This window comes from Micromonospora lupini str. Lupac 08 (assembly GCF_000297395.2).
Classification (GTDB): domain Bacteria; phylum Actinomycetota; class Actinomycetes; order Mycobacteriales; family Micromonosporaceae; genus Micromonospora; species Micromonospora lupini.
The window spans coordinates 730,175-752,489 of the sequence record NZ_HF570108.1 but is presented as its reverse complement, the minus strand read 5'-3'; the positions used below and the strand labels follow the sequence as shown (position 1 = coordinate 752,489).

Here is a 22,315-nt window from a genome sequence, read left to right as displayed (position 1 = left end):
GCAGGCACACGCGGGTGGTGCCCGTTGGTTAGGGTCGCGTCTATGCGTCGACTGATCCCTACCCTTTCGATTGCCCTCGCCGCCGTCCTCGTGGCCGGCTGCGGCACCACCTCCGACGGCACTGGAGGGTCCGGGTCCTCCGCTGGGCCCTCCGCCGCGCCCGCCACGACCAAACTCGAACCGGTTGCCGCAGTCCGGCAGGCCATGGACCGCAGCCTCGCCGGCACGGTCACCATGGACGCCTCGGTCAAGGCCGGCAACCAGTCGATCACCCTCAGCGGCAAGATGGACCCCGCCGCCAAGGCGATCCACGTCACCGGCAACGCCCCGGAGCCGATCGAGGCCCGGCTGATCGGCGACGCCGCCTACATCAAGTCGGACTCGCTCGACGGCGACAAGCCCTGGATGAAGATCGACCTCAACAAGCTCCGGCCGGCCAGCTCGCTGCGCCAGTCGTTCGACCTGAAAGCACAGACCGGCATCATCGGTGGCATCGTGACCGCCCAGGAGGTGAGCCCCGGCCACTACAGCGGGACCGCCGACCTGAACAAGGCCGCGGAGGCCGCCGGCGCCGACGGCGGAATGCGCGACGGCCTCAAGTCCACCGCCAAGCTGGCGAAGGACCCGAAGGCCATCCCCTTCGAGGCGACCGTCGACTCCGACGGCCGGCTCACCGCCCTGTCCTACACGATCGCCACGAAGAGCGTCGGTGATCTCGTCACCGACATGAAGATGAGCGGCTTCGGCGAGCAGGTCTCGGTGACCGCGCCGCCCGCCGGCGACACCGAGCCGGCCTCCGCGGATATGTACAAGTTCCTCTGACCCCTACGAAGACGCGGTGCCCTCCGGACGATCCGGAGGGCACCGCTGTTTTCCGGGCTCTGCTGTTGGCCTGCGCGGTAACGTTTCGCCGCGCTGTCCCGTCCTTGGGGTGACAACCACAAGGAGGATCCATGTTCGCCGCTTACGTGACAGTCACCATCATCGCTTCCGTCTTCACCGCCATCGCCGCGGTCACCTACCTGATCGGCCACGACTATCCCAAGGCCCAGGCGGACATGAAGCGGATCCCTCATTCGTGGCTGCCGGTGCTGGGCCTGCTGCTGGCGGCGGGATCGGCGGGCCTGCTGGTCGGGTTCGCCGTGCCACTGCTGGGGACACTCGCCGCCGTGGGCCTCGTGCTGTACTTCGTCGGCGCGCTGATCGCGCACCTGCGGGTGGGGTCCCGCAAGCTCGTGGGCTGGGCGGTCTTCTTCGTCACCGTGCTGGCCGCGCTGGCCGTCAACCTGGCCTACCGTTTCTAGGTGGGCTTTCCAGACGCCCTGCTCCGCTACGAATAGGAGCCGATCGTTGTGGCGTCGTCGCGGGTGGGGCCGCCGGCCAGGCGGTCCCCGATGGTGCGCTGGAACTCCTTGAAGGCGGTCACTTCGGTGAGTCCGTCGCCGTCGACCACGTGGACGAAGGTGACCCCGTCGGCCAGCCGGAAGGCGCTGTACCGCAGGCCGGGCGGTGCCGTGGCCGCCAGCTCGGCGAAGACGTTCTCGATCAGACGCTGGTTCTCGTCCGCCGCTTCGGGCTTGGTCTGGTAGCGGATCACTGTGGCGCTCATCGGGCCCTCCCTGCTGGTTTCGCTGTCACTGGTACTGACCGCTCGGAAACCGGAAACTCATCGCCACGATCACTCCGGCCCTCCATGTGCGGCGTGCTGTCATTGCGGGGAGCACTCTCCGGACTCGGCATCGCGTCGTACGGCCTGATCCCGGTCCGGGGGCTCTGGTTGCCCGTCAGGAGCCGATCGAGGAGATGCCGTGGACCTGGAGGACGAGTTCGCGCAGCACCGGGGTGAGCTGGTCGCGCACTGCTACCGGATGCTCGGTTCGCTGCACGACGCGGAGGACGCGGTACAGGAGACGTACCTACGTGCGTGGCGGGGATTCGCCGAGTTCGAGCAGCGCTCATCGGTGAAGACCTGGCTGTACCGGATCGCCACCCGGGTCTGCCTGAACGCGTTGCAGCACAGCAGCCGTCGAATGGTGCCGTCAGCGTTGGGCGCTCCTGGCGCCGATCCCGACCACCTGGAGGCACAGGCGCTGGAGGCGACCTGGTTGGAGCCGTTCCCGGATCTCGTGCTGAACGCCGATCCGGCTCTGGTCGTGGGGACCCGGCAGAGCCTCCGGCTGGCGATGGTTGCCGCGTTGCAGCACCTGCCACCGCGGCAGCGCGCGGTACTGATTTTGCGGGAGGTGCTCGCGTGGCAGGCGTCCGAGGTGGCGGATCTGCTCGAGACGACGACGGCAGCGGTGAACAGTTCCCTCCAGCGGGCGCGGGCGGAGCTGGCCAGGCTCGCACCGGCCGAGGACCAGTTCAGCGAACCGGACGAACCCGCCCGCCGTGCGCTGCTCGACCAGTACGCCACAGCCTTCGAGAAGACCGATCTGGTCGCGCTGGAGGGCTTACTGACCCAGGACACCCGGTGGGAGATGCCGCCGATCCCCACCTGGTTCGACGGCCGCAAGGACGTACTGCGTCTGCTGACCGCGAAGCTGCTGCCGGGAGAGGGACGGCGGATCATGGTGGAGACGTCCGCGAACGGGCAGCCCGCGTTCGCCTGCTACACCCGCGGACCGGACGACGCCTTCCACGCGCACACGTTGCAGGTGCTGACGCTGACGAAGGCCGGCGTCTCCGCGGTGCTGGCGTTCCACCGGGCCGACCTGTTCCCCCTCTTCGGACTGCCGATCGACAGGCAACCACCAGAGTGACGGCGCCCGCGGCATTCAGAGACCACGCGCCCGCCAGCACCGCGTCGAACTACTGGTGCTCGCTGAGCAGCAGGTGCGCTCCGCCAACCAGCATCGTCGCGCCCGCCAACATCGTCAACACGCCAAAAAGCCTGTCGAACGCAATGAAGCGAGCGCGGCGTCGAGCGAGTCGGTCATCGGTCCACCGGAAGGGACTTACCGAACGAACTGTCTGCATCGATAGCTCAATGTGCTTCGTGGCGATGCCGCGATAATCGCTCGCAAGGGCCGCTCCGATCAGGATCAGGAGCACTCCCACCAGGAGCCCGAGAAGAACACGGCCCATACCAATGCCTCCGCCAACCGACTCCCGGGCAACCCCGCGGACACAGCGAGACTAGCGGCCATCCTCAACCACCCCGGCTGCCGCCGGACCCGCCCGTTCGGGGGGCGGGCCAGCGCCGGCCCGCACGGTCAATCGAACCTTGACGCCCCCGGGGCTCAGCGCAGTTTCACAGACGGACGTACGTCATCCGCACCCACTCTGACCGGACAAGCCTTCCGCCGGCCTTCGGACTCCCCGCAAAGTCAGCTGCGCACCCGCCAGGGGTGTCCACTCGCCTACTTGTCGCTGACGAAGGTCCCGCGTCCGGTGAACGTGACGACCAGCCCGCGCTCCCGCAGCAGGCGCACCGCCGAGCGGACGGTCCCCCGAGCCACGCCGTACTCCTGCTGGAGCGTGGACTCGCTCGGAAGGGGCTGACGCGGCTTGAGCTTCCCGCTTTCGATCTGCTTGGCGAGGGCATCCGCGAGCTGGACATAGAACGGCACCGGGGACATCTCGTCAACCATGATCGGCAGCTTATGGACGGGTCGCACAGGATGTGCGTCGGGTACAGGCTGCCCGTCCTAGACGGGCTATACCGTATGTACAGGTTGGTCTACGGTGGGTTGCAGGAAGTGGACCCGCTGTGGGAGGCCAGGTGCGAAGAGTCCGGTTCGACGATTACGTGCTGTCAGTAGCGATGACTCTCGCGCGCCGGCATCGGCCGGTGTGGTCGTGGATTCGATGGCGGAACGTCTGCCGCTGCGGTGCGGAGCTCCCCTGCCGCTTCCGTCACCCCATACCGATCAACCGCGGGCACTGGCCGAGTGAGGGCCGATGACGCAGCACGGGCCGGTCCTACCCCTCTGGCTCTGCGAGATGTGCGACCGACCGTGGCCCTGCGCGATCCGCCGCGAGGAGCTGTTGGACGAGTACGCCGACTCGTCGTTCACCCTGGCCGTCTACCTGGGCACGCTTCTGGTGTCCGCCGAGCGGGACATGAGCTGGGCTCCGCCGGACGCGCTCCGTCTCCGCTTCCTCGGCTGGTTGCCGTGAACGCGCTCAACCCCGGCGACCTGCTGCTGATCGGGCCGGCGTGCTCGCCGCAGTTCACCGGGGACCGGGCGCTGCGGCTCCGACTCGTGTCGGTCGGGGAGATCGACCCGTACAGCGGCTGGATGTGGTTGACGGGCTACGTCCTGGACGTGAGGGGCGACGCCACCGCCAAGCGGGAGCTGTACGTCCAGCGCGCCGGCATCGTGGTCGAGAGGAGGGCGCCGGCTCCAACGCTCGTGCCGGAAGCCGTACGCCGAGCCTCGCACCAGACCCGCCCGCGCACGGGTCGGCTAGCACCACGAGAGACGCAGCAGCCCCGCTCGGGATCAACCGGTCGAACGCAGTTCCTGAACAATTTCTCAGAAATTCCCCGAAGGGTATGAACGTCTTTCCTATCGTTACCCGTTCATCGCGGCGAGGCCCAATCGCCGGCATCTCACGACTTGTCGCTGAGTCCTGCACGACCCCGGATGAGGGCTGGGCACACCGAGCAGGATCTATCAGGCACAGAGTCGGCATTCTCGGAAATTCATCCGATCGGAGCATCTATCCGCGCCCATAGCACCGGCGGCCGAAGTCGATCGTTTATCGATTCGTGAATTCTCGGGGGATTGGTAGAAGATGATGGCCAAGTCGGTTTTGTTGAGCAAACGAGCACGGTTGACGCTGCCGCCGCTGGCGGGTCTCGCGGCACTGTTGGCCCTGACGTTGGTGGTGGCCCAGCCTGGCGCGGCCGAGCCGAGGGCAGTGATCGACCCGGTTGCACCTGCCCAGGGCTTCCTGGTGATGACGCAGGGGAATGGCAGGCTGCTCGGCAGCGAGAACGAGGGCACCGTCGCCATCGGCGGCAACCTGAGCTTCAGCAACTATCAGGTAGCGACAAACACTGCCGGCTCGTTCATCGTCCAGGGTGACACCAACCCGACCGCTCTTGTCGTGGGCGGCCGGGTCGACTTTGCCGGCAGCGTGCCGGGTACCCGCCTCCAGGTGCTACAGAACGGATACGTGAAGGTCGGCGACCTGACCGGAGCCTTCGTCCGGAACGTGGACAACAACGGGGCGCTGGTGAACACTCGCGTGCTGCCGACCAACGACTACGACGCGAGTCCACGCGTCGAGTTGGTCACCCGGCAACCCGTGCCCAGCGTCGGACCGGCCTCGCCGATCGACTTCGCCGCCGCGTTCGCCAGCTTCCGGCAGACCGCCGGAAGCCTCGCCACCTGCCTGCAGAACGTGGTGCTCCGGACGCCGGAGGGCGCCGTGTTGCCCCGCCCGATCCCACCGGGCAGCAACGCTGTGGTCACGTTGACCCCAGGGGTGACCAACACGCTCAATCTAAGCGCGACCGACCTGGCCAACATCGGGACCTTCACCTTCGCCACCCAACCCACCGCCGACACGCCGCTGCTCGTCAACGTGGACACCACGGGCGTGGCCGACGAGTTCGTCTGGCAGGCCCCGAACTTCTCCGGGATCGGTGGCCCCCAGGCGCGCTTCATCCTCTTCAATTTCCCCACCGCCACGTCGGTCACGCTGACGGACGCCAGCGCGACCATCGAGGGCACGATCTACGCCCCTAACGCCGACCTGAACGCCCTCACCAACAGCAACATCGAGGGCAGCGTGATCAGTCGAACGCTGCTCCACGACGGCGGAGAGATCCACAACTTCCCGTTCTCGACCACCCTCAACTGCCAGCAGCCCACCCCGAGCCCGACCGTAACGCCGACAGGCAGTCCAACCACCACCCCGACCCAGACACCAACGCCGAGCCCGACGGTGAGCCCGACGGCGCCTACCCCCAGCCCGACGCAACCGACACCGACCTTCCCGCCGCAACCAACGCCGACGCAGCCCCCGCTGCCGGTGACCGGTCCGGCAAGCCTGCCCCTGGCCGGCACTGGCGCAGTCCTGACGGGCGTCGGGTTGACCCTGCTGTTGCTCGCAACCAAACGGCGTCGCACCCAGCGTTGATTCGGATGAACAGAAGTCACCCCGAGGCGGGACAACCGCCTCGGGGTGACGCCCTGCTCGCCTGCACTCGCGAGGTTCCTCTGCCGCCCGCGCCGCCGCCGACCGCGACCCACGTCACGCCGGACAGGGCGCACGGGGACGGCTGCCGACACACCACGCCAATCGGATCGCCCAGAAGCGTTATTGGGGGTTTCCGGGGGCGACTCACGTATGCGTAGATAGAAATCGAGGCCCTGGCTAGTGCCTCGTCTTTGAACGTTGATCGTGTAATCCGCCGGTTCTGAGGGCGTTTCGGGCAGGCTGTCTCCCATCGGTTGGCTGTGGGAGGTGATGGTCGTGGGCAGACGCCCGGAGGTGTTCGTCCGGCAGGTGTCGATGGTCGAGGGTCAGCGGTTGCAGAAGATCACCCGCACGGCGAAGGACCCGGTGAAGCTTCGGCGGGCGATCGTGGTGTTGATGTCGGCCCAGGGTCAACCTGCACCGGACATCGCTCACCTGCTGAAGGTGACCGAGGACTACGTCCGCGACGTGATCCACGCGTTCAACGATCGGGGGTTCGACGCGCTGGACCCAAAATGGAGCGGGGGCGCACCGAGACGGATCGATGAGCAGACTCGTGACTGGATCTGCGTCATCGCCCGGTGCGACCCCCGCTTCCTCGGCCAGCCGTTCTCCTGCTGGTCCCTGTCGAAGCTGTGCGAGTACCTCATCGCCGCCGGCTATGTCACCACGATCAGCGTCGAGACCGTTCGCCGGATCCTGCACGAGCGTGGCGTGTCCTGGCAGGCCACCAAGACGTGGAAGGCCAGCACCGACCCCGACTTCACGACGAAGATGCGCCGGATCCTGGACCTCTACGACCACCCGCCGCCGGCTGGCCGGGTCCTCTGCGTGGACGAGTTCGGCCCACTGAACCTGCAACCCCGCCCGGGACGGGCATGGCGCCCGGTCGGACAACCTGTGCGACTACGCGCCACCTACACCCGCGACCAAGGTGTGCGACACATGATCGCCGCCCTCGACCTGAGCACCGGCAAGCTGCACTACCGCATCCGCGACCGCAAACGCTGGCGCGAGTTCCTCAGCTTCCTCAAGACCCTGCGCGCCCGCTGGCCCGGCGAGCACCTCTACCTGATCTGCGACAACTTCTCCCCGCACAAACACCCCGAGGTCCGCGCCTGGTGCGCCACCAACCACGTCGACCTGGTCTTCCTACCCACCTACGCCTCCTGGCTGAACTGGATCGAAGCCGAGTTCGCCGCCGTGCGCTACTTCGCCCTCAACGGCACCGACCACCGCAGCCACGCCGAGCAAGACACCGCGATCGGCAGCTACATCCGGTGGCGCAACCAGCGAGCCCGACCCAAGACCGGATTCGCGATCGACTCAAAAATCCGCCACCCGGATTACCCGTTCAAGGCTGCATGACGAGGCACTAGCTCTCCGCTGGTCAGGGCCTCGCATTGGTGCCCCCGGCAGGATTCGAACCTGCGACACACGGTTTAGGAAACCGATGCTCTATCCCCTGAGCTACGAGGGCGCGAGTGGTCAGTGTAACGACCTGCGGGTCGACCCGCGTTGGCAGGGAGCGACCCATGTTGAACCTGCGTTGACCCGGCGATCCGCACCGACCGACGACCACACGCTGACCACACCAGGCGGGTCAGCGACCATCATCGTTGACCCCCGTTAACCTGAAGTGGCGCGGATTGACCCGGGGTGACCTCTGCTGGAGACCACACGGCGAGTCTCCCTGCGACTCCAGTTGATCTTGACGGACGCGGTGGAGTGGCCGGCGGGATTACGGGCTCGCCGACGGGGAGCGGTCTGGTTCAGGCTGCCGCGGATCACCGGTGCCGGTCGGGTGAAGGTTTTGCGGCCACCGGCGGCGTGCACCAGCAGTTCGGCAGTGAGCAGGACGCCCGTGCCGGGCGGGCTCCCGACGATCGGCGCGAGAGATGCTGGTCGAGTTGGCCGGCGACCCTCAGCGCTGCGGCCCTGCCTTGATCGATGGCATCGACGCCGTTAGCCTGCGAGCAGAATCGGGATTTGCACGCGTCCGGTGGCTGGGTAGGCGCGTCTCTTCGTCATGCGAGGAGAACGCCATGTCATACCGGGAGCTTGCCCGTGCAACTCATCCCGCTTTCTTCCCCATCGGTTTTCTGGCCCGGTTGCCGTATGCAATGACACCCCTGGGCACGCTACTTCTGTTGCACCATGCCACGGGCAGCTACGCCTTCGCTGGCGCGGCCGCGGCAGCTCAGAGCCTCGCCATCGGCGCGGGAGGTGTCATCGTCGGACGGCTGGCCGACCGCACCAGCATCCGTCAGCTTGGCGTCTACCTGGCGGTTGCGAACGCCGTCGCCCTGGCGGGTCTGCTCGCCGCCACCTTCGCCGACCGTCCGACACTTTTCGCCGCTGCTGTCCTCGTCGGCGCGACTCAACCACAGGTAGGTCCCCTGATCCGAGTCCACTGGTCTCACGTGACGCGGTCGCGGCCGGAGAAGGCAACTCTGATTACCACCGCGCTGTCGTACGAGGCTGCTGCGGACGAAGCGAGCTTCATCGCTGGGCCTGCCGTTGTCGGGCTCCTCGCCGCGGCATGGGCGCCCGTCCCAGCAGGTGCGCCACTCACGGCCTGCATCGTGCTTCTCCTTGCAGCAGCGGCTCCGGTGGCGTTGCTCTACACGGCTGCTCCCGAGCGGGCGCCGTCGCGGTCCATGCCGGCGCCGCTGCCCCGGGCAGGGCTGGCAGCAATGTGTGCCGCCATGGCGATCATGGGCGCCATCTTCGGCGCCGTCCAGGTAGGAGTGACGGCATACGCCACTGCGGCAAACAACCCCTCTGCCGCCGGAATGCTATACGCCGCACTTGGCGCGGGCAGTGCCATCGCTGGCATCGCCTACGCCTGGATCCCATCCCGCGTGGCCCTGCGGACCCGCTATCGCCTCTTCGCTCTCGGGCTTCTCGTCGCCATGATTCTGCTGCCCGCCGGCGGGACGCGGCTGCCGCTTGCGGCGGTCGTCCTCATAGCGGGAATCGCCATCGCGCCTTACATGATCACTATCTACGCCATGACCGAACAGTTGGCACCCACGCGAGTCGCGACCACCATGACTATCGTCTGCGCCGCCGGACCCGTCGGCACAGCTGCTGGCCAGTCACTCGCCGGCCTGCTCGTGGAGCAATCCGGACACTGGGCCCCGCTCATGCTGCCGCCGGTGCTCGCGGCGGCCGCCCTCGTCCTAGCCATGACGATCCGAACCATGTCAGCTGACCGCAGCTCGTTTCCCGGCGACGCCGACACCACTTGACGTCGTAGGTGCGGCCGTCGTGGCGTACACGCGTCGGTCACCGCCAACGGCCGGTACGTGGCCGATTCCGTGATGCCACACGCGCGTGGTCGAGGCGTCGGCGGTGGCGAGGCTGGTCGGGCGGCGGTGCTGGCCGGATGACCCCGGCGGAGCTTTCATCCTATCTTTGCTGCGGCCTTTGGAAGGATTGAGGGGATTTCAGGCTTCGCCAGAAGATAGATGAGTGGAAATCCTTGACTCAGCGCCCCGTGTTGCCGGTTAATCACAGCTACGTGTCGACTGTGTTCACCCGCCCGGGTGGTCAACGACATCGGCACCGCGTCGAATCGATTCGACTACAGCCTGTGTAAGTGCCTTTACTCGAAGCCTTGAGGGCGTCGGTGAGTCACAGGAGGTTTCCGTGCATCGTACGAACGTCTGCTGGGGTGGCCGATCGTCGGCGTCGGCCAGAGGCCTGGCCGCGACCGTGGCGCTCGCCCTGCCCCTGACGCTGGGTGGCCTGACCGTTGCGCCCGCCGGGTCGGCCCTGGCCGCGCCGGCCGCGACGCGGAGTGTCGCGGCCGCCGGACCTGACGGTGTGGCGGCCGGTAACGCCGCAATCGCCTCGGTCGATCTGGGCGGGACGTGGAGCTTCACGCCCTCGGGTCGGGGAACGACCTCGATCACGGTGCCCGGTGGCGGCTGGTACAAGCAGGGCTTCACCGATGTGACCGAGGCGGTGTACTCGCGCAGCATCACCGTGCCGGACTCGGGGCAGCCGCAGTCGACCTGGATCGAGTTCGGCGCCGTGAACCACCAGGCGACGCTCTCCGTCGACGGCCGGGTGGTGGCGACCCAGACCACCGCGTTCACCCCGTCGAACTTCGACATCAGCAGCTACGCCGCACCGGGCACCACCCACACGATCAGTGTGCAGGTGAAGGGCCGCGGTGCGTTGAGGTCGTCCGACGGCAAGTACCTGGTCCCCATAGCGGCCGACTGGTCCGAGGCGATACCGCAGGGCATCTACCGGTCCGCGTCCCTGCGGGTGTACCCCGCGGTGTATGTCAGCGACGCGTTCGTCCGTACCTCGGTGGCGAACCGCACCCTCAGCTACGACGTGTCGGTGACCAACTCCTCGGCCGCGACCAGAACGGTCACCCTGGGCGGGTCGCTCACGTCCGACGGCGCGGGCTCCTTCAGCTACCCGCAGTTGCCGCAACAGACCGTGACGGTGGCGGCCCGTTCGACGGCGAAGGTCACGGTGGGCCCCGTGGCGTGGGACCTCGGCGCCACCTCGTACTGGTGGCCCAATGTGCCGTACCGGTCCGGGTACCGGGCCCAACTGCACCGCCTGGCGATCCACTCCACCGCTGACGACGGCCGCACCAGTGACGCCACGTACCGCTTCGGGTTCCGGGAGAGCACGCAGAACGGCGAGTACTACTACCTCAACGGCGTGCGGGTGAACTTCCGTGGCGACAGCCTGCAGGGCGCCGACTACGACCGGGTCAACAACGGCGGTAAGGGCGACGCGTACGACACCCTGCCCGGCTTCCTGCCACCGTCGTCGAACAACGGCGGCTGGCCCCAGGCGGTGGACAACTACCAGCGTCTCAACTACAACGTGGTACGCATGCACATGGAGCCGGCCAGCCCGTACATGCTCGACGTGGCCGACGAGATGGGCCTGATGGTCATCGACGAGACCGCCATCCGCAGTGGTTCCCAGGACTTCGTGTCCGGACGCAACAACATGGTGGCCCACGCTCGTGCGCTGACCCTGCGCGACCGCAACCATCCGGCGATCATCCGCTGGAGCCAGATCAACGAGCCCAGCTCCAACAACAACGACTCGCAGCAGTTCCAACAGGACCTGTACGCGGCGATGAACGGCAACGACGGCACCCGGCCGGTCAGCATCGACGCCGGTCCGGGCGCGGACTCGCCCAGCCGGTACCCGGCCATGAACTACCCCAACTTCGCCATCTTCGGGCACTACCTGGACGGCGTCGGCCGCTACGGCGAGGCCCTGAATCGCTATTCCGGGCGCCCGGACGGCGAAGGCGAGTACATCTGGCCTGCCTGCAGCAGCAGGCAGGGCTTCACGTGGTTCGCCACCGCGACTGCTGCCAAGCGCGGCAAGGACGCCAGCGACCTACGCCCGTACACGCTGCTGTCTGCCTGGGCCAGCGTGGTGCCGGGCGTGCGAACCACCGACTTCACCACGGAGGAGAACACTCGCCCGGTCTACGGAGCGGACAACCTGCCCGACCCGTGGAGCAACGCACAGATCCAGCGCGTGCAGGCGGCGTTCAACCCGGTGGCCGCGGTCGACCTCCCCTACTGGTCCGCCTCCGGCAATTCGGACTCGAACGGCAGTTTCCCGCTGGCGCAGGCGGTACCCAGCTACGCCCGCAACGCCACGGTGACCCGCACCATCACCGTGTTCAACGACGACTTCACCAACACCTCGGTGGGCTTCACCTGGACCGCCCGGCTCGACAGCCCCACCGGCGCGGTCGTCGCCTCCGGCAACACCACCCTGAGCGTCCCGCTCGGCTCGCGGGTCACCCAACCGGTGTCCTTCACCGCCCCCGCCACCGGTAGCCGCGTGTACCTGCAGCTGTCGACAACGAAGTCCGGCAGCACCGTCTTCACCGACGCGGTCGAGTACCTGAACCTCGGTGGAGGCGGCGGAACCGGACCCACGCCAGGGACCTACCGCATCGTCAACCGCAACAGCGGCAAGCCCCTCGCCATCGCCGGCAACTCCACGGCCGACGGCGCCAAGGCGGTCCAGCAGAGCGGCACCCCCACCTGGACGATCAGCGCCACGCAGGAGGCCTACACCCTGCGTTACACCGCCTCGGGGAAGATGCTCGACGTCAACGGCAGCAGCACCACCCAGGGCCTGCAACTGCAGCAGTGGTCGGCAAACGGCGGCACCAACCAGTCGTGGTACCTGCGGCCCACCGGTAACGGCTACTACACCATCGTCAGCCAGGCCAGCGGACTCGTGGCCGACGTCTACGCCGCCTCGACAAGCGAGGGCGCGCAGGTCGTGCAGTGGACCGCCACTGGCGGGACCAACCAACAGTGGCAGTTCGTACCCGCCTGACCAGCCCCAGAGGTGGTCGACAAGCCCGACCGCCGATGACGGCCTGACGATCGTCGTAAGGCCTACTCGGGCGCGGGGGTTCCCGCGCCCGAGTAGACCACAATCCTTCAGCCTCGGTGTCGAGAGGACCTTCTGATGACAGATCTGCCCGTGAGCCGTAGGCGCCTACTCGCCACCGCCGCGCTGACGGCGGGCTCGACGGCCCTGATCCCGGCCGTGGGCGCCGGACGGGCCGCCGCCGCCGCGCCTCAGGTCGCGCTGCCCGAGCGCGGGATCTACGACGCGACGGCTGCGACAACCTGGACGGACGGGTTCCTCACCGGCAACGGCGAGTACGGCGCAGTCCTGTACGGAACACCGACCCTCGAGAAGGTGATCTTCAATCACCACCGCTTCGTGCTGCCCAACGGCAGCCGGGGCGTGACCCCGCCGGTAATCTCCGGGCGGCTGGCCGGTGTGCGGGACAAGGCGCTGGCCGGGAACTACGCCGGAGCCAACTCGGACTTCGCGGCCGGCTGGAGCCTGCGCTGGACCCAGACCTACCACCCCGGCTTCGAGCTGCAGATCAGCACGCCAGGCATGACCACCGCCAACGGGTACGCCCGCAGCACCGACTTCCGGACCGGCGAGGTCACCTCCACCTGGACCGACAGCAACGGCACCTGGACCCGCCGCGCCTTCGCCTCCCGAGCCGACAATGTCGTCGTACACGAACTGACCCCGGCATCCGGCCGAACGATCGACGCGACGCTGAGCGTCAACACCTCCCTCGCGGGCGTCCCCGGCTCGGTCCGTTTCACCACCCTGGCCAGCGTCAGCGACGGTTCCGGTTACCTGAACCTGCGCGGCACCTACCCGTCCGGGCAGGGCGCGTTCGGCTTCGAGGGCGTCACCCGGGTCGTCGCCACCGGCGGCACGGTAGCCGCGAACGGCTCGACAATCGTCGTCACCGCGGCGACCAGGCTTCTCCTGCTGACCAAACTCGACAGGTACGAGTCATCCACTGCCTGGGACAGCAGGCCATTGCACGCGGCGCTGGCCGCGGTACGCGCCGACTATGCCGAGCTGCGGACCCGGCACGTCGCCCTGCACTCGGCGATGTTCGACCGCTCCCGCCTGGACCTGAACGTCTCCGCCGCCGACCGGCAGCTGTCGACCACCGCGCTGATCGCCCGGCAGAACGCCAATCGCAACACCATCGATCTGGCCCTGCTGGAGCGCCTCTACGACAGCGGCCGTTACCTGTTCATCAGCTCCAGCGGCGTACTGCCGCCGCGCTTGACCGGAATCTGGGCCGGCACCTGGAACGGCGCCTGGGCCGACGATTTCACCACCGATGCCAACATCAACCTCCAGGTCGCCGGCGGCAACATTCTCGACCTCACCGATGCCATGCAGGGCTACTTCAACCTGATCCTCGGCCAGCTCGCGCACTGGCGCACCAACGCTCGCAACCTGTACGGCGCCCGCGGCTTCCTGGCCCCGTCGCGAACCGACGGCGAGTACGGGCACATGCTGCACTTCGACCCCGGCTTCCCCGGCCAGTGCTGGACCGGTGGCGCGGACTGGTTGCTCTACCCGCTGCTGGAGTATTACCAGGTCACCGGGGACCGGACGTTTCTGGCCGAGAAGCTGGGACCGGCGCTGATGGAGCTGGCGCTGTTCTACGAGGACTTCCTGACCCGCACCGACTCGGCCGGCCGTGTGGTGTTCGTGCCGTCGTTCTCGATGGAGAACTCACCGGCCAGCACGAACGTCCTGCTGGCGATCAACGCCACCGGCGACATCCAGGCCGGCAGACACGCCCTGCGGGCGGCTGTCGAGGCCGCCAACGCGCTCGGTGTCGAGCAGGGCGCCGGTCAAGGTGTCGCACGATGGACCGCCCTGCTGGCGAAGCTCCCGCCCTACACGGTCAACGGCAGCGGCGCCCTCGCCGAATGGTCCTGGCCGGGACTCACGGATCGCTACAACCATCGGCACGTCCATCACCTGTACGGCGCGTGGCCCCTGCACGAGATCAACCCCGAGGAGGCGCCCGGTCTGGTCACCGCCGCGCTCAGGGCCCTGGCGCTGCGCGGTGACGAGAACACCTCCGCGCACGGCAGCCTGCATCGAGCCCTCGCCTACGCCCGACTCAAGGACGGCGCCGGTGTCTACAGCAACCTCCGGAAGATCATCGGAAACAACATGATCTTCCGGTCGCTGATGACAGCACACAACCCGAACCTGGAGACCTACAACGCCGATGCCGCCAACACGCTGCCGGCTGTGCTCAGCGAAGCGCTCGTCTACACCAGGCCGGGCATCATCGAGCTGCTGCCCGCCGTGCCCAGCCAGCTCGCCAAGGGCACCATCACCGGGGTACGCGGACGCAATCAGGTCCGCATCCACAGCCTCACCTGGGATCTTCCTGGCCGCTCGGTAACCGTGGCACTCACCTCGACGATCACCCAGGCGATCACCCTGATCAGCCGGCGCGGGATGGCATCCATCACCACGTCCGCGACTGTCACCTCGTCGCCGCTCGGCCCGAATGCCCGGGTGATCTCGTTGACGGCCGGGCAACAGATACAGGTCGTCGTAGGTCTGCCGGCCGCCGCCGGCGGCGTCGTTCGACTTGTCAACCGGCGCAGCGCAAAGGTGCTGGACGTCAACGGCGGCTCCACCACGGACGGGGCGACTGTCATCCAGTGGCCGTGGACCGGCGCGACCAACCAGCAGTGGCGGCTGCTGCCCAACAGCGACGGCTCATTCCGACTGTCCGGTGTCAAGAGCGGGAAGGTCCTGGACAGTCCAGGTGGCTCGGGCCAGGGCGCGGCACTCGTTCAATGGGCCGACAACGGCGGACGTAACCAGTGGTGGAATCTCGTCCCGGCGACGACCAGCGGTTTCTACCGGTTCGTCAACGTGAGCAATGGCCTGTGTGTCGGGGTCGAAGGCGGCTCCACCGCCGACGGCGCCCGGGTGGTCCAGCAGCCGGTCAGCGGCGAGATCAGCCAGGAGTGGCAGATCTTTGATGTCTGAGGCGGAACGGGAGCACCACATGTTTCCCCGTGGCAACGCATTGACCCTCTTTGATATTAATAGTTAACATGTGACGTCTGATGAATATTTGCGGCCGTGACATCGCTCGAACGACTCAGGCGATGCCCTCGTCAACGTTCCGCTCCTCCTCCCCTGCGGTCGCCACGACCGGGGCGGCTGGGGCCGCCGCTGCGTCGCTCGGCCACACGAAGGAGACACGATGTCTGAAGTGACACGAAGGAAACTTCTCGGAGCCGGGGCGGCCGGGGCTGGTGTCATGCTGCTGCCGACGGGTTGGACCGCAGCCGCGCGGGCCGGGTCGACTGCACCCCCACAGGTGCTGGCAGCCAACGACATGGCGTTGTGGTACGACGAGTCGGCGGGTACCGATTGGTTACGGGCGCTGCCGATCGGTAACGGCCGGTTGGGCGCGATGGTGTTCGGGAACGTCGACACCGAACGGCTGCAGCTCAACGAGGACACCGTGTGGGCCGGTGGCCCGTACGACTCGGCCAACACCCGTGGAGCCGCCAACCTGGCGGAAATTCGGCGAAGGGTCTTCGCCGACCAGTGGACGCAGGCGCAGGATCTGATCAACCAGACCATGCTGGGCAGTCCGGTCGGGCAGTTGGCCTACCAGCCGGTCGGCGACCTGCGGCTCGCTTTTGGCAGTGCCAGCGGGGCGTCGCAGTACCAGCGGACCCTCGATCTGACCACGGCCACCACTACCACCAGCTACGTGCTCAACGGGGTGCGGTTTCAGCGTGAGATGTTCGCCAGCGCACCGGACCAGGTGATCGTGATCCGGTTGACCGCCGACCGGGCAAACGCGATCACGTTCACCGCCACGTTCAGCAGCCCGCAACGGACGACCGTGTCCAGCCCGGACGCCGCCACGATCGGCCTCGACGGTGTCTCCGGCAGCATGGAGGGCATCACCGGGCAGGTCCGGTTCCTCGCTCTGGCCAATGCCTCCGTGAGCGGCGGTACGGTCAGCAGCTCCGGTGGCACGCTGCGGGTCTCCGGCGCGACAAGCGTCACCCTGCTGGTGTCGATCGGCTCCAGTTACGTCAACTACCGGACCGTCAACGGCGACTACCAGGGCATCGCGCGGCGGCACCTCGACGCGGCCCGTGCCATCGGCTTCGACCAGTTGCGCGGCCGCCACGTGGCCGACTATCAGGCGCTGTTCAACCGGGTGTCGATTGATCTGGGACGTACGACGGCGGCCGACCAGACCACCGACGTGCGGATCGCACAGCACGCGAGCGTCAACGATCCGCAGTTCTCCGCGCTGCTGTTCCAGTACGGTCGCTACCTGCTGATCTCCTCCTCACGGCCGGGCAGTCAGCCGGCGAACCTGCAGGGGATCTGGAATGACCAGATGGCCCCCTCCTGGGATTCGAAGTTCACCATCAACGCGAACCTGCCGATGAACTACTGGCCGGCCGACACCACCAACCTGGCCGAGTGCTACCTGCCGGTCTTCGACATGATCAAAGATCTGACGGTGACCGGTGCCCGCACCGCTCAGGTGCAGTACGGCGCAGGGGGTTGGGTCACCCACCACAACACCGACGCGTGGCGCGGCTCGTCGGTGGTCGACGAAGCCCTGTGGGGAATGTGGCAGACCGGCGGCGCGTGGCTGGCCACGATGATCTGGGACCACTACCAGTTCACCGGAGACATCGAGTTCCTGCGCGCCAACTACCCGGCCATGAAGGGCGCTGCCCAGTTCTTCCTCGACACGCTGGTCAGCCACCCGACGCTCGGCTACCTCGTCACCAATCCGTCGAACTCGCCCGAGCTGCGTCATCACACGAACGCCAGCGTGTGCGCGGGGCCGACGATGGACAACCAGATCCTGCGTGACCTGTTCAACGGCGTCGCACGGGCCTCCGAAGTCCTCAACGTGGATGCCACCTACCGCGCCCAGGTACTGACCGCCCGGGACCGGCTGCCACCGACGCGGGTCGGGTCCCGCGGCAACGTCCAGGAATGGCTCGCCGACTGGGTGGAGACCGAGCGGACCCACCGGCACGTCTCCCACCTGTACGGGCTGCACCCCAGCAACCAGATCACCAAACGCGGCACACCACAGCTGCACCAGGCCGCGCGACAGACCCTGGAACTGCGCGGCGACGACGGCACCGGCTGGTCACTCGCGTGGAAGATCAACTATTGGGCTCGGCTGGAAGACGGCACCCGCGCCCACAAGCTCCTCGGCGACCTCGTACGCACCGACCGGCTCGCGCCGAACATGTTCGACCTGCACCCGCCCTTCCAGATCGACGGCAACTTCGGCGCCACCTCCGGCATCGCCGAAATGCTGCTCCAGAGCCACGCCGGCGAACTACACCTCCTGCCCGCACTACCATCCGCCTGGCCAACCGGGCAGGTCACCGGGCTCCGAGGCCGCGGTGGATACACCGTCGGCGCCGCTTGGAGCAGCAGCCGAATCGAGCTCGTCATCACTCCCGACCGCGCCGGACCCATCCGCGTTCGCAACCGGATCTTCGCCGGCACCTTCGAGCTGCGCGACGAGACGAGCGGCAGCGCCGTCCAGCCGACGCGGATCGAGGCCGATCTCGTGGAGTTCACCGGCCAGGCCGGCCACACCTACCGCGCGTCCGGGGTCAGCTCGGGGCCGGTCGAGGCTGGTGCGTACTACCGGCTCGTTGCCCAGCACAGCGGTAAGGCCGCCGACATCAACGGTGCGTCCACCGCCGCCGGCGCGACGCTGATCCAGTGGCAGAGCGGCAGCGGACAGAACCAGCAGTTCGATTTTCTGTCGGCCGACGGGGGCCACTTCCGGATCAGGGCGCGGCACAGCGGCCTGTTCCTGCAGGTCGCCAGCAACAGCACCGGCGCTGACATCACCCAACAACCCGACTCACCAAACGCCGCCAGCCAGCAATGGCGGATCGACGACCAGGGCGGCGGGGTGGTCAGACTCATCAACCGGCAAAGCGGTCTGGCGATGGACGTTTGGCAGTCTTCGACCGCCGACGGTGCCCGCATCTCCCAGTGGACACCCGGCACCGGTGCCAACCAGCGATTCAAACTCCAACGAATCTAGGGGCTTCGGGGCTGTCTCACAGCTACCGATCACCCAAGGTTTGACCTGCGCTCGGGTGAGGGCCAGCCGGCCCTCACCCGAGCGGGATTCCGATGAGGTTGTAGGTGAAGGCCACCGTCAGGTAGCTGATGGCCGCGACAGTCGTGATCGTGTAAGCCATTCGACCCTTCACGGTCCACCATCGCCTGGTCCACGCGGCTCCCGTGCCGGCGATCATCACTGCCGATGTGGCCACCGCGAGTCCGTTCAGGGACAGCAGGGCCGTCAGCGCCACCGACCCGAGGATGACCGTTTCAGTGAGGGCGTTCAGGTCCGACGCCATCAAGGCGAGCCAGCCGATGAAGACCGTTGTGAGTAGGCCAGTGAGCCAGGCTGCGACCCGTGCGACCCGCGCCCAGCGCGAGTGCACCGGCTTGCCCTTGCGCAGTCGCACCAGCGCCAGGATCGGGAACCAGAAGAACGCCAACAGCAGGACCACCACGCCGATCCCGAGCATGATCTGGTGCAGGGTCGGCGACGAATACCAGGCCAGTTTCGTGTACGCGACCGTCGGGTCGTCCGTCGTGAACAGATTGCCCTTGCCGTCGAAGGCGATCTGCGCCTGGCCGGCTTGCTCCTGGAACAGTCCGGTACCGATCGGGTACCAGTGCTGGACGCCCGCGTTCGGATCCAACGACAGGCCGCTCGTGGTCAGCGACCCGCCGGGGGCGACGGCGACGGTGGCCGTCGAGAGCAGCGCTACCACCTTCGTCACCTGGGTGTGGCTGGTGCGGTTGACGCGATAGCTTCCCGCGAGACCAGACGTGTCGATCCCGCTCACCGCCTTGCGTGCTGGACTCGTGTCCGGAACGTACTGGTCGACGATCTGGTGGATGAGGTCCTTGCCGTCCCAGTTCGCGACGCCGTTCGTCCCGTCGCCGTTGTAGACCACGTAGATCCCGAGTTTCCGCTCGGGCAGCATCGCGAGGTTGGCGTGGAAGCCGGGGACGTCGCCGTCCTTGAACAGCAGCGGCTGTCCATTGCGCGGCTCTTGCTGCAGCACCCAGCCCATCCCTGGCAGACGTGGGTCCATCGTGAAGTGCTGCTGCCGCAGCGACTTGGCGACGCCCGCGCCGAGCCGTGGGTCGTCGCCCATCTGGGCGATCATGAAAGTGCCCATATCGGTCGCGGTGGCCACGGTGCCCGCCCCGGTCGGTGACCAGGCGCCGTACTGGCCGTCTTCTCGAACCTGACCGCGGCCTACGGGACGGTAGCCGTCCGCCCTGTGCGCCTGGATCGGGGCGGGATGCGGCTGAACGAGTGTCGTTGCGCTCATCCCCAGCGGCCCGAAGACGTGGTCCTGGACGTACTGTGCGAACGGCTGGCCGGAGACGACCTCAACCAGATATCCGGCCAGTGCGACGCCGTAGTTGTCATATTGCGCCAGGGTTCCCGGCGGCCGGACCCGGTCGGGCTGGTGCGCGGCGAGGTACTCGCCCAGGGCGGGCACGGCTGCGGGGTCAGCCACGGCGACCCCCCGCGGGCCGTCGTCGAAGCCCGCCGTGTGGGTCAGCAGATCCGCCACCCGGACCGGACGCCCAGGATAGGTGTCACGAATCTTGAAGGTCGTGAGGTACGTGTTCACGTCGGCGCCGGGATCGAGTTTGTCCTGGCGGATCAGCTGCGCGGCAGCCGTCGCCGTGAAGATCTTGGCCACCGAGCCGGTGAAGAACACGGTCGAGGCTGCATCGACAGGCGTTCGGGCCGGGACGTTCGAGATGCCGTATCCCTTGGCGAAGACCTGCTTTCCGCCGGCTACGACGACGACCGCAGCGCCAGGAATCCGGTCACGCGCCAACTGGGTCGAGACAACCTGATCCACCAGCTGTCCGATACCGCCGAACTCGGCGGCCGGCGCCCTCGCCTGCGCCACTGCGGCTGCCCGCGCCAGGTCATCCCGGGTCAAGGGCGCCGCGGAGGCCGCCGCGAGAGGAGCGAGGGCCAGAGCCGCAGCGGTGACGCCGGCGACCAGCATGCGCATCGGGCGGGTCAGTTGCATACCCCGAGCCTTCCGAAACGGCGGCCGGATCTCGATCAGGCTGGCGCTCGTCTAAGGGGTAGGGCTATCCCTACCGAGCCGAGCCGGAGAGCGGTCACCGGAGCTTGTCCGGGTCGAGGATCATGTCGATGGCGACGATGCGTTCGTCGTGGACGGTGAAGCCGACCACGGCGACGGGCCTGCCGCGCCGGTCGCGGGCGACAACCCCGGCGGCTCCATTGACCAGTGCGGGAGCGCAGAGGCGCGCGAACCGGGGTCCGGCGTCGGCCGCGCGGGTGGCCACCGCACGGGCGCCAGTGAGCACTGCCGGTGCGAGCCGTGCACGGCGTCCGTGGTCGGAGCGGAACACCACGTCGGGGTCCAGCAGGGTCAGCAGGGCGTCGAAGTCGCCGGCGCGGGCGGCGGCCAGGAACGCGTCGACGACACGTCGCTGGGCGGGCAGGCCGGCCCGGGGCTGCGGCGCGCTCTCGCGCAGTCGCCGCCGGGCTCGGCTGGCAAGCTGCCTGGTGGCCGCCGGTGTACGTCCCACGACGGTGGCCACCTGCGCGAACGGCATGCCGAACATGTCGTGCAGCACGACCGCGAGCCGTTCGGCGGGCTCGAGGCTGTCCAGAACCACGAGCAACGCGATGCCGACCGCGTCGGTGTGCAGGCTGGCCGCCTCCGGATCCCCGTACTCACTGACCAGCGGCTCCCAGGTTGCGCCGAACTGCTCGCGGCGCGCTTGCCGGGCCCGCAGCATGTCGATGCACACGCGTCCGACGAGCGTGGTCAGCCACGCCGCGGGGTTGGTGATCGCGGTCGGGTCGGCGCGCGTCGTGCGCAGCCACGCCTCCTGCAGCGCATCGTCGACCTCGGCCTGCGAGCCCAGCAGGCGATAGGCAACGGCCCGTAGACGCGGGCGGTGCTGCGCCAACTGCTCGGCGAACCACTGCTGGTCGTCCATCTCCCTAGTTCCCGAACGCTTCCCGCCGCAGCATCGCCAACAGCGTCGGGGTGCCCTCGGCGGTGGTGACGGCCACGGTCCGCCTGACCCAGGCGGTGTCGGTGGCCTGCGCGAGCAGACAGGCCGCCAGGTCGGCTCGGCTGGTGAAGACACCGTCGGAGCGGCTCTCGGAGAGCCGGTAGCGGGTGACGCTGTCGCTGTCGAACAGCCCCGACGGGCGCACGATCGTCCAGTCGAGGTCGCTGTCGCGCACCATCTTCTCCATGATGCGCATGTCGTCGTAGGTGGACCTGGCGATCGTGGCGGTGACCAACGGCTGGATGATGCGGTTGAGCAGGAACCCGCCCTCGGCATGGTGATGCGGCTCGGTGCCGCTGGAACTGACAACGACGAGCCGCCGCACACCCTCGCGACGCATCGCGGCCAGGACCGTCGCGGTGCTGCGGCTGTAGAGCCGCACCGGTCGCCGAGTGAACGGCGTGCCGAGCGTCGACAGCACCACGGCGGCACCACTCACCGGGGCCTCCACCGTGGCGTCGGCGGCCACGACCTCCAGGCCGGGGCCTCGGACCGGGAACGACCGCGGCTGCCGGGTCACCGCCCGCACGTCATGGCCGGCGTCCAGCGCCTGCTGTACCAGGCGACGGCCCGTGCCCCCGTTCGCGCCGAGAACGACGATACGCATCCGGTGTGCTCCCTTCCGAGGTGGCTTCGGAAG

General features: G+C 67.9%; 16 protein-coding genes, 1 tRNA gene and 1 pseudogene. 11 read left to right on the top strand and 7 right to left on the bottom strand.

Going from position 1 to position 22,315, the window contains the following annotated elements:
* The first annotated feature begins 204 nt into the window (after nt 1–204).
* Together MILUP08_RS04700 and MILUP08_RS04695 are read left to right on the top strand one after the other, a co-directional pair.
* The gene (locus MILUP08_RS04700) at nt 205–822 is read left to right on the top strand and encodes a hypothetical protein (RefSeq protein ID WP_039905372.1); all 618 of its coding nucleotides are present in this window, start codon (nt 205–207) and stop codon (nt 820–822) included.
* Between the two features lie 131 nt (nt 823–953).
* Nucleotides 954–1,304: a DoxX family protein gene (locus MILUP08_RS04695; protein WP_007455214.1), complete on the top strand. Its 351-nt coding sequence runs from the start codon at nt 954–956 to the stop codon at nt 1,302–1,304.
* A gap of 26 nt (nt 1,305–1,330) precedes the next feature.
* On the opposite strand, the gene MILUP08_RS04690 is transcribed toward MILUP08_RS04695, so the two are convergent.
* Nucleotides 1,331–1,609, bottom strand: a complete 279-nt coding sequence (locus MILUP08_RS04690; RefSeq protein WP_007455212.1) for a hypothetical protein — start codon at nt 1,607–1,609, stop codon at nt 1,331–1,333.
* Nucleotides 1,610–1,787: 178 nt separating this feature from the next.
* On the opposite strand from MILUP08_RS04690, the pseudogene MILUP08_RS04685 reads away from it, so the two are divergent.
* A pseudogene (locus MILUP08_RS04685) lies at nt 1,788–2,762 on the top strand (sigma-70 family RNA polymerase sigma factor); the annotation flags it as partial.
* A gap of 49 nt (nt 2,763–2,811) precedes the next feature.
* Here MILUP08_RS04685 and MILUP08_RS04680 read toward each other — a convergent pair.
* Nucleotides 2,812–3,054: a hypothetical protein gene (locus tag MILUP08_RS04680; RefSeq protein ID WP_144056863.1), complete on the bottom strand. Its 243-nt coding sequence runs from the start codon at nt 3,052–3,054 to the stop codon at nt 2,812–2,814.
* Between the two features lie 308 nt (nt 3,055–3,362).
* Complete coding sequence (locus tag MILUP08_RS04675; protein WP_007455206.1) at nt 3,363–3,593, bottom strand: GntR family transcriptional regulator; 231 nt, start codon at nt 3,591–3,593, stop codon at nt 3,363–3,365.
* Between the two features lie 310 nt (nt 3,594–3,903).
* Between MILUP08_RS04675 and MILUP08_RS04670 the strand changes: the two genes are divergently transcribed.
* The 4 genes from MILUP08_RS04670 to MILUP08_RS04655 all read left to right on the top strand — a co-directional run bounded on the left by MILUP08_RS04670 (nt 3,904) and on the right by MILUP08_RS04655 (nt 7,524).
* A complete protein-coding gene (locus MILUP08_RS04670) occupies nt 3,904–4,122 on the top strand; it encodes a hypothetical protein (protein ID WP_007455204.1) in 219 nt (72 codons plus the stop codon).
* Nucleotides 4,119–4,505, top strand: coding sequence for a hypothetical protein (locus tag MILUP08_RS36540; RefSeq protein WP_007455202.1), 387 nt, complete (start codon nt 4,119–4,121; stop codon nt 4,503–4,505). Before MILUP08_RS04670 ends, MILUP08_RS36540 begins: the two co-directional genes overlap by 4 nt.
* Nucleotides 4,506–4,764: 259 nt before the next feature.
* Complete coding sequence (locus MILUP08_RS04660) at nt 4,765–6,096, top strand: collagen-binding domain-containing protein (protein ID WP_039907300.1); 1,332 nt, start codon at nt 4,765–4,767, stop codon at nt 6,094–6,096.
* 336 nt (nt 6,097–6,432) lie between these two features.
* The gene (locus MILUP08_RS04655; RefSeq protein WP_007455197.1) at nt 6,433–7,524 is read left to right on the top strand and encodes an IS630 family transposase; all 1,092 of its coding nucleotides are present in this window, start codon (nt 6,433–6,435) and stop codon (nt 7,522–7,524) included.
* 36 nt (nt 7,525–7,560) lie between these two features.
* Here the strand turns inward: MILUP08_RS04655 and MILUP08_RS04650 are convergent.
* Nucleotides 7,561–7,636: transfer RNA gene (locus MILUP08_RS04650), tRNA-Arg, on the bottom strand.
* A gap of 565 nt (nt 7,637–8,201) precedes the next feature.
* On the opposite strand from MILUP08_RS04650, the gene MILUP08_RS04645 reads away from it, so the two are divergent.
* From MILUP08_RS04645 to MILUP08_RS04630, 4 genes are all read left to right on the top strand, one after another.
* Nucleotides 8,202–9,410, top strand: a complete 1,209-nt coding sequence (locus MILUP08_RS04645; RefSeq protein WP_007455187.1) for an MFS transporter — start codon at nt 8,202–8,204, stop codon at nt 9,408–9,410.
* Nucleotides 9,411–9,810: 400 nt separating this feature from the next.
* Nucleotides 9,811–12,510, top strand: a complete 2,700-nt coding sequence (locus MILUP08_RS34360; protein WP_007455185.1) for an RICIN domain-containing protein — start codon at nt 9,811–9,813, stop codon at nt 12,508–12,510.
* 135 nt (nt 12,511–12,645) lie between these two features.
* Complete coding sequence (locus MILUP08_RS04635) at nt 12,646–15,534, top strand: glycosyl hydrolase family 95 catalytic domain-containing protein (RefSeq protein ID WP_007455183.1); 2,889 nt, start codon at nt 12,646–12,648, stop codon at nt 15,532–15,534.
* A gap of 220 nt (nt 15,535–15,754) precedes the next feature.
* Nucleotides 15,755–18,613: a glycosyl hydrolase family 95 catalytic domain-containing protein gene (locus MILUP08_RS04630; RefSeq protein ID WP_007455180.1), complete on the top strand. Its 2,859-nt coding sequence runs from the start codon at nt 15,755–15,757 to the stop codon at nt 18,611–18,613.
* Between the two features lie 73 nt (nt 18,614–18,686).
* Here the strand turns inward: MILUP08_RS04630 and MILUP08_RS04625 are convergent, their stop codons facing one another.
* From MILUP08_RS04625 to MILUP08_RS04615, 3 genes are all read right to left on the bottom strand, one after another.
* Nucleotides 18,687–20,651, bottom strand: coding sequence for a serine hydrolase domain-containing protein (locus MILUP08_RS04625; RefSeq protein WP_007455178.1), 1,965 nt, complete (start codon nt 20,649–20,651; stop codon nt 18,687–18,689).
* A gap of 94 nt (nt 20,652–20,745) precedes the next feature.
* Entirely contained in the window at nt 20,746–21,597 is an 852-nt protein-coding gene (locus MILUP08_RS04620) for a sigma-70 family RNA polymerase sigma factor (protein ID WP_007455176.1), read from the bottom strand.
* A 4-nt stretch (nt 21,598–21,601) separates the two neighbouring features.
* The gene (locus MILUP08_RS04615) at nt 21,602–22,282 is read right to left on the bottom strand and encodes an NAD(P)-dependent oxidoreductase (RefSeq protein ID WP_007455174.1); all 681 of its coding nucleotides are present in this window, start codon (nt 22,280–22,282) and stop codon (nt 21,602–21,604) included.
* Nucleotides 22,283–22,315: the final 33 nt, after the last annotated feature.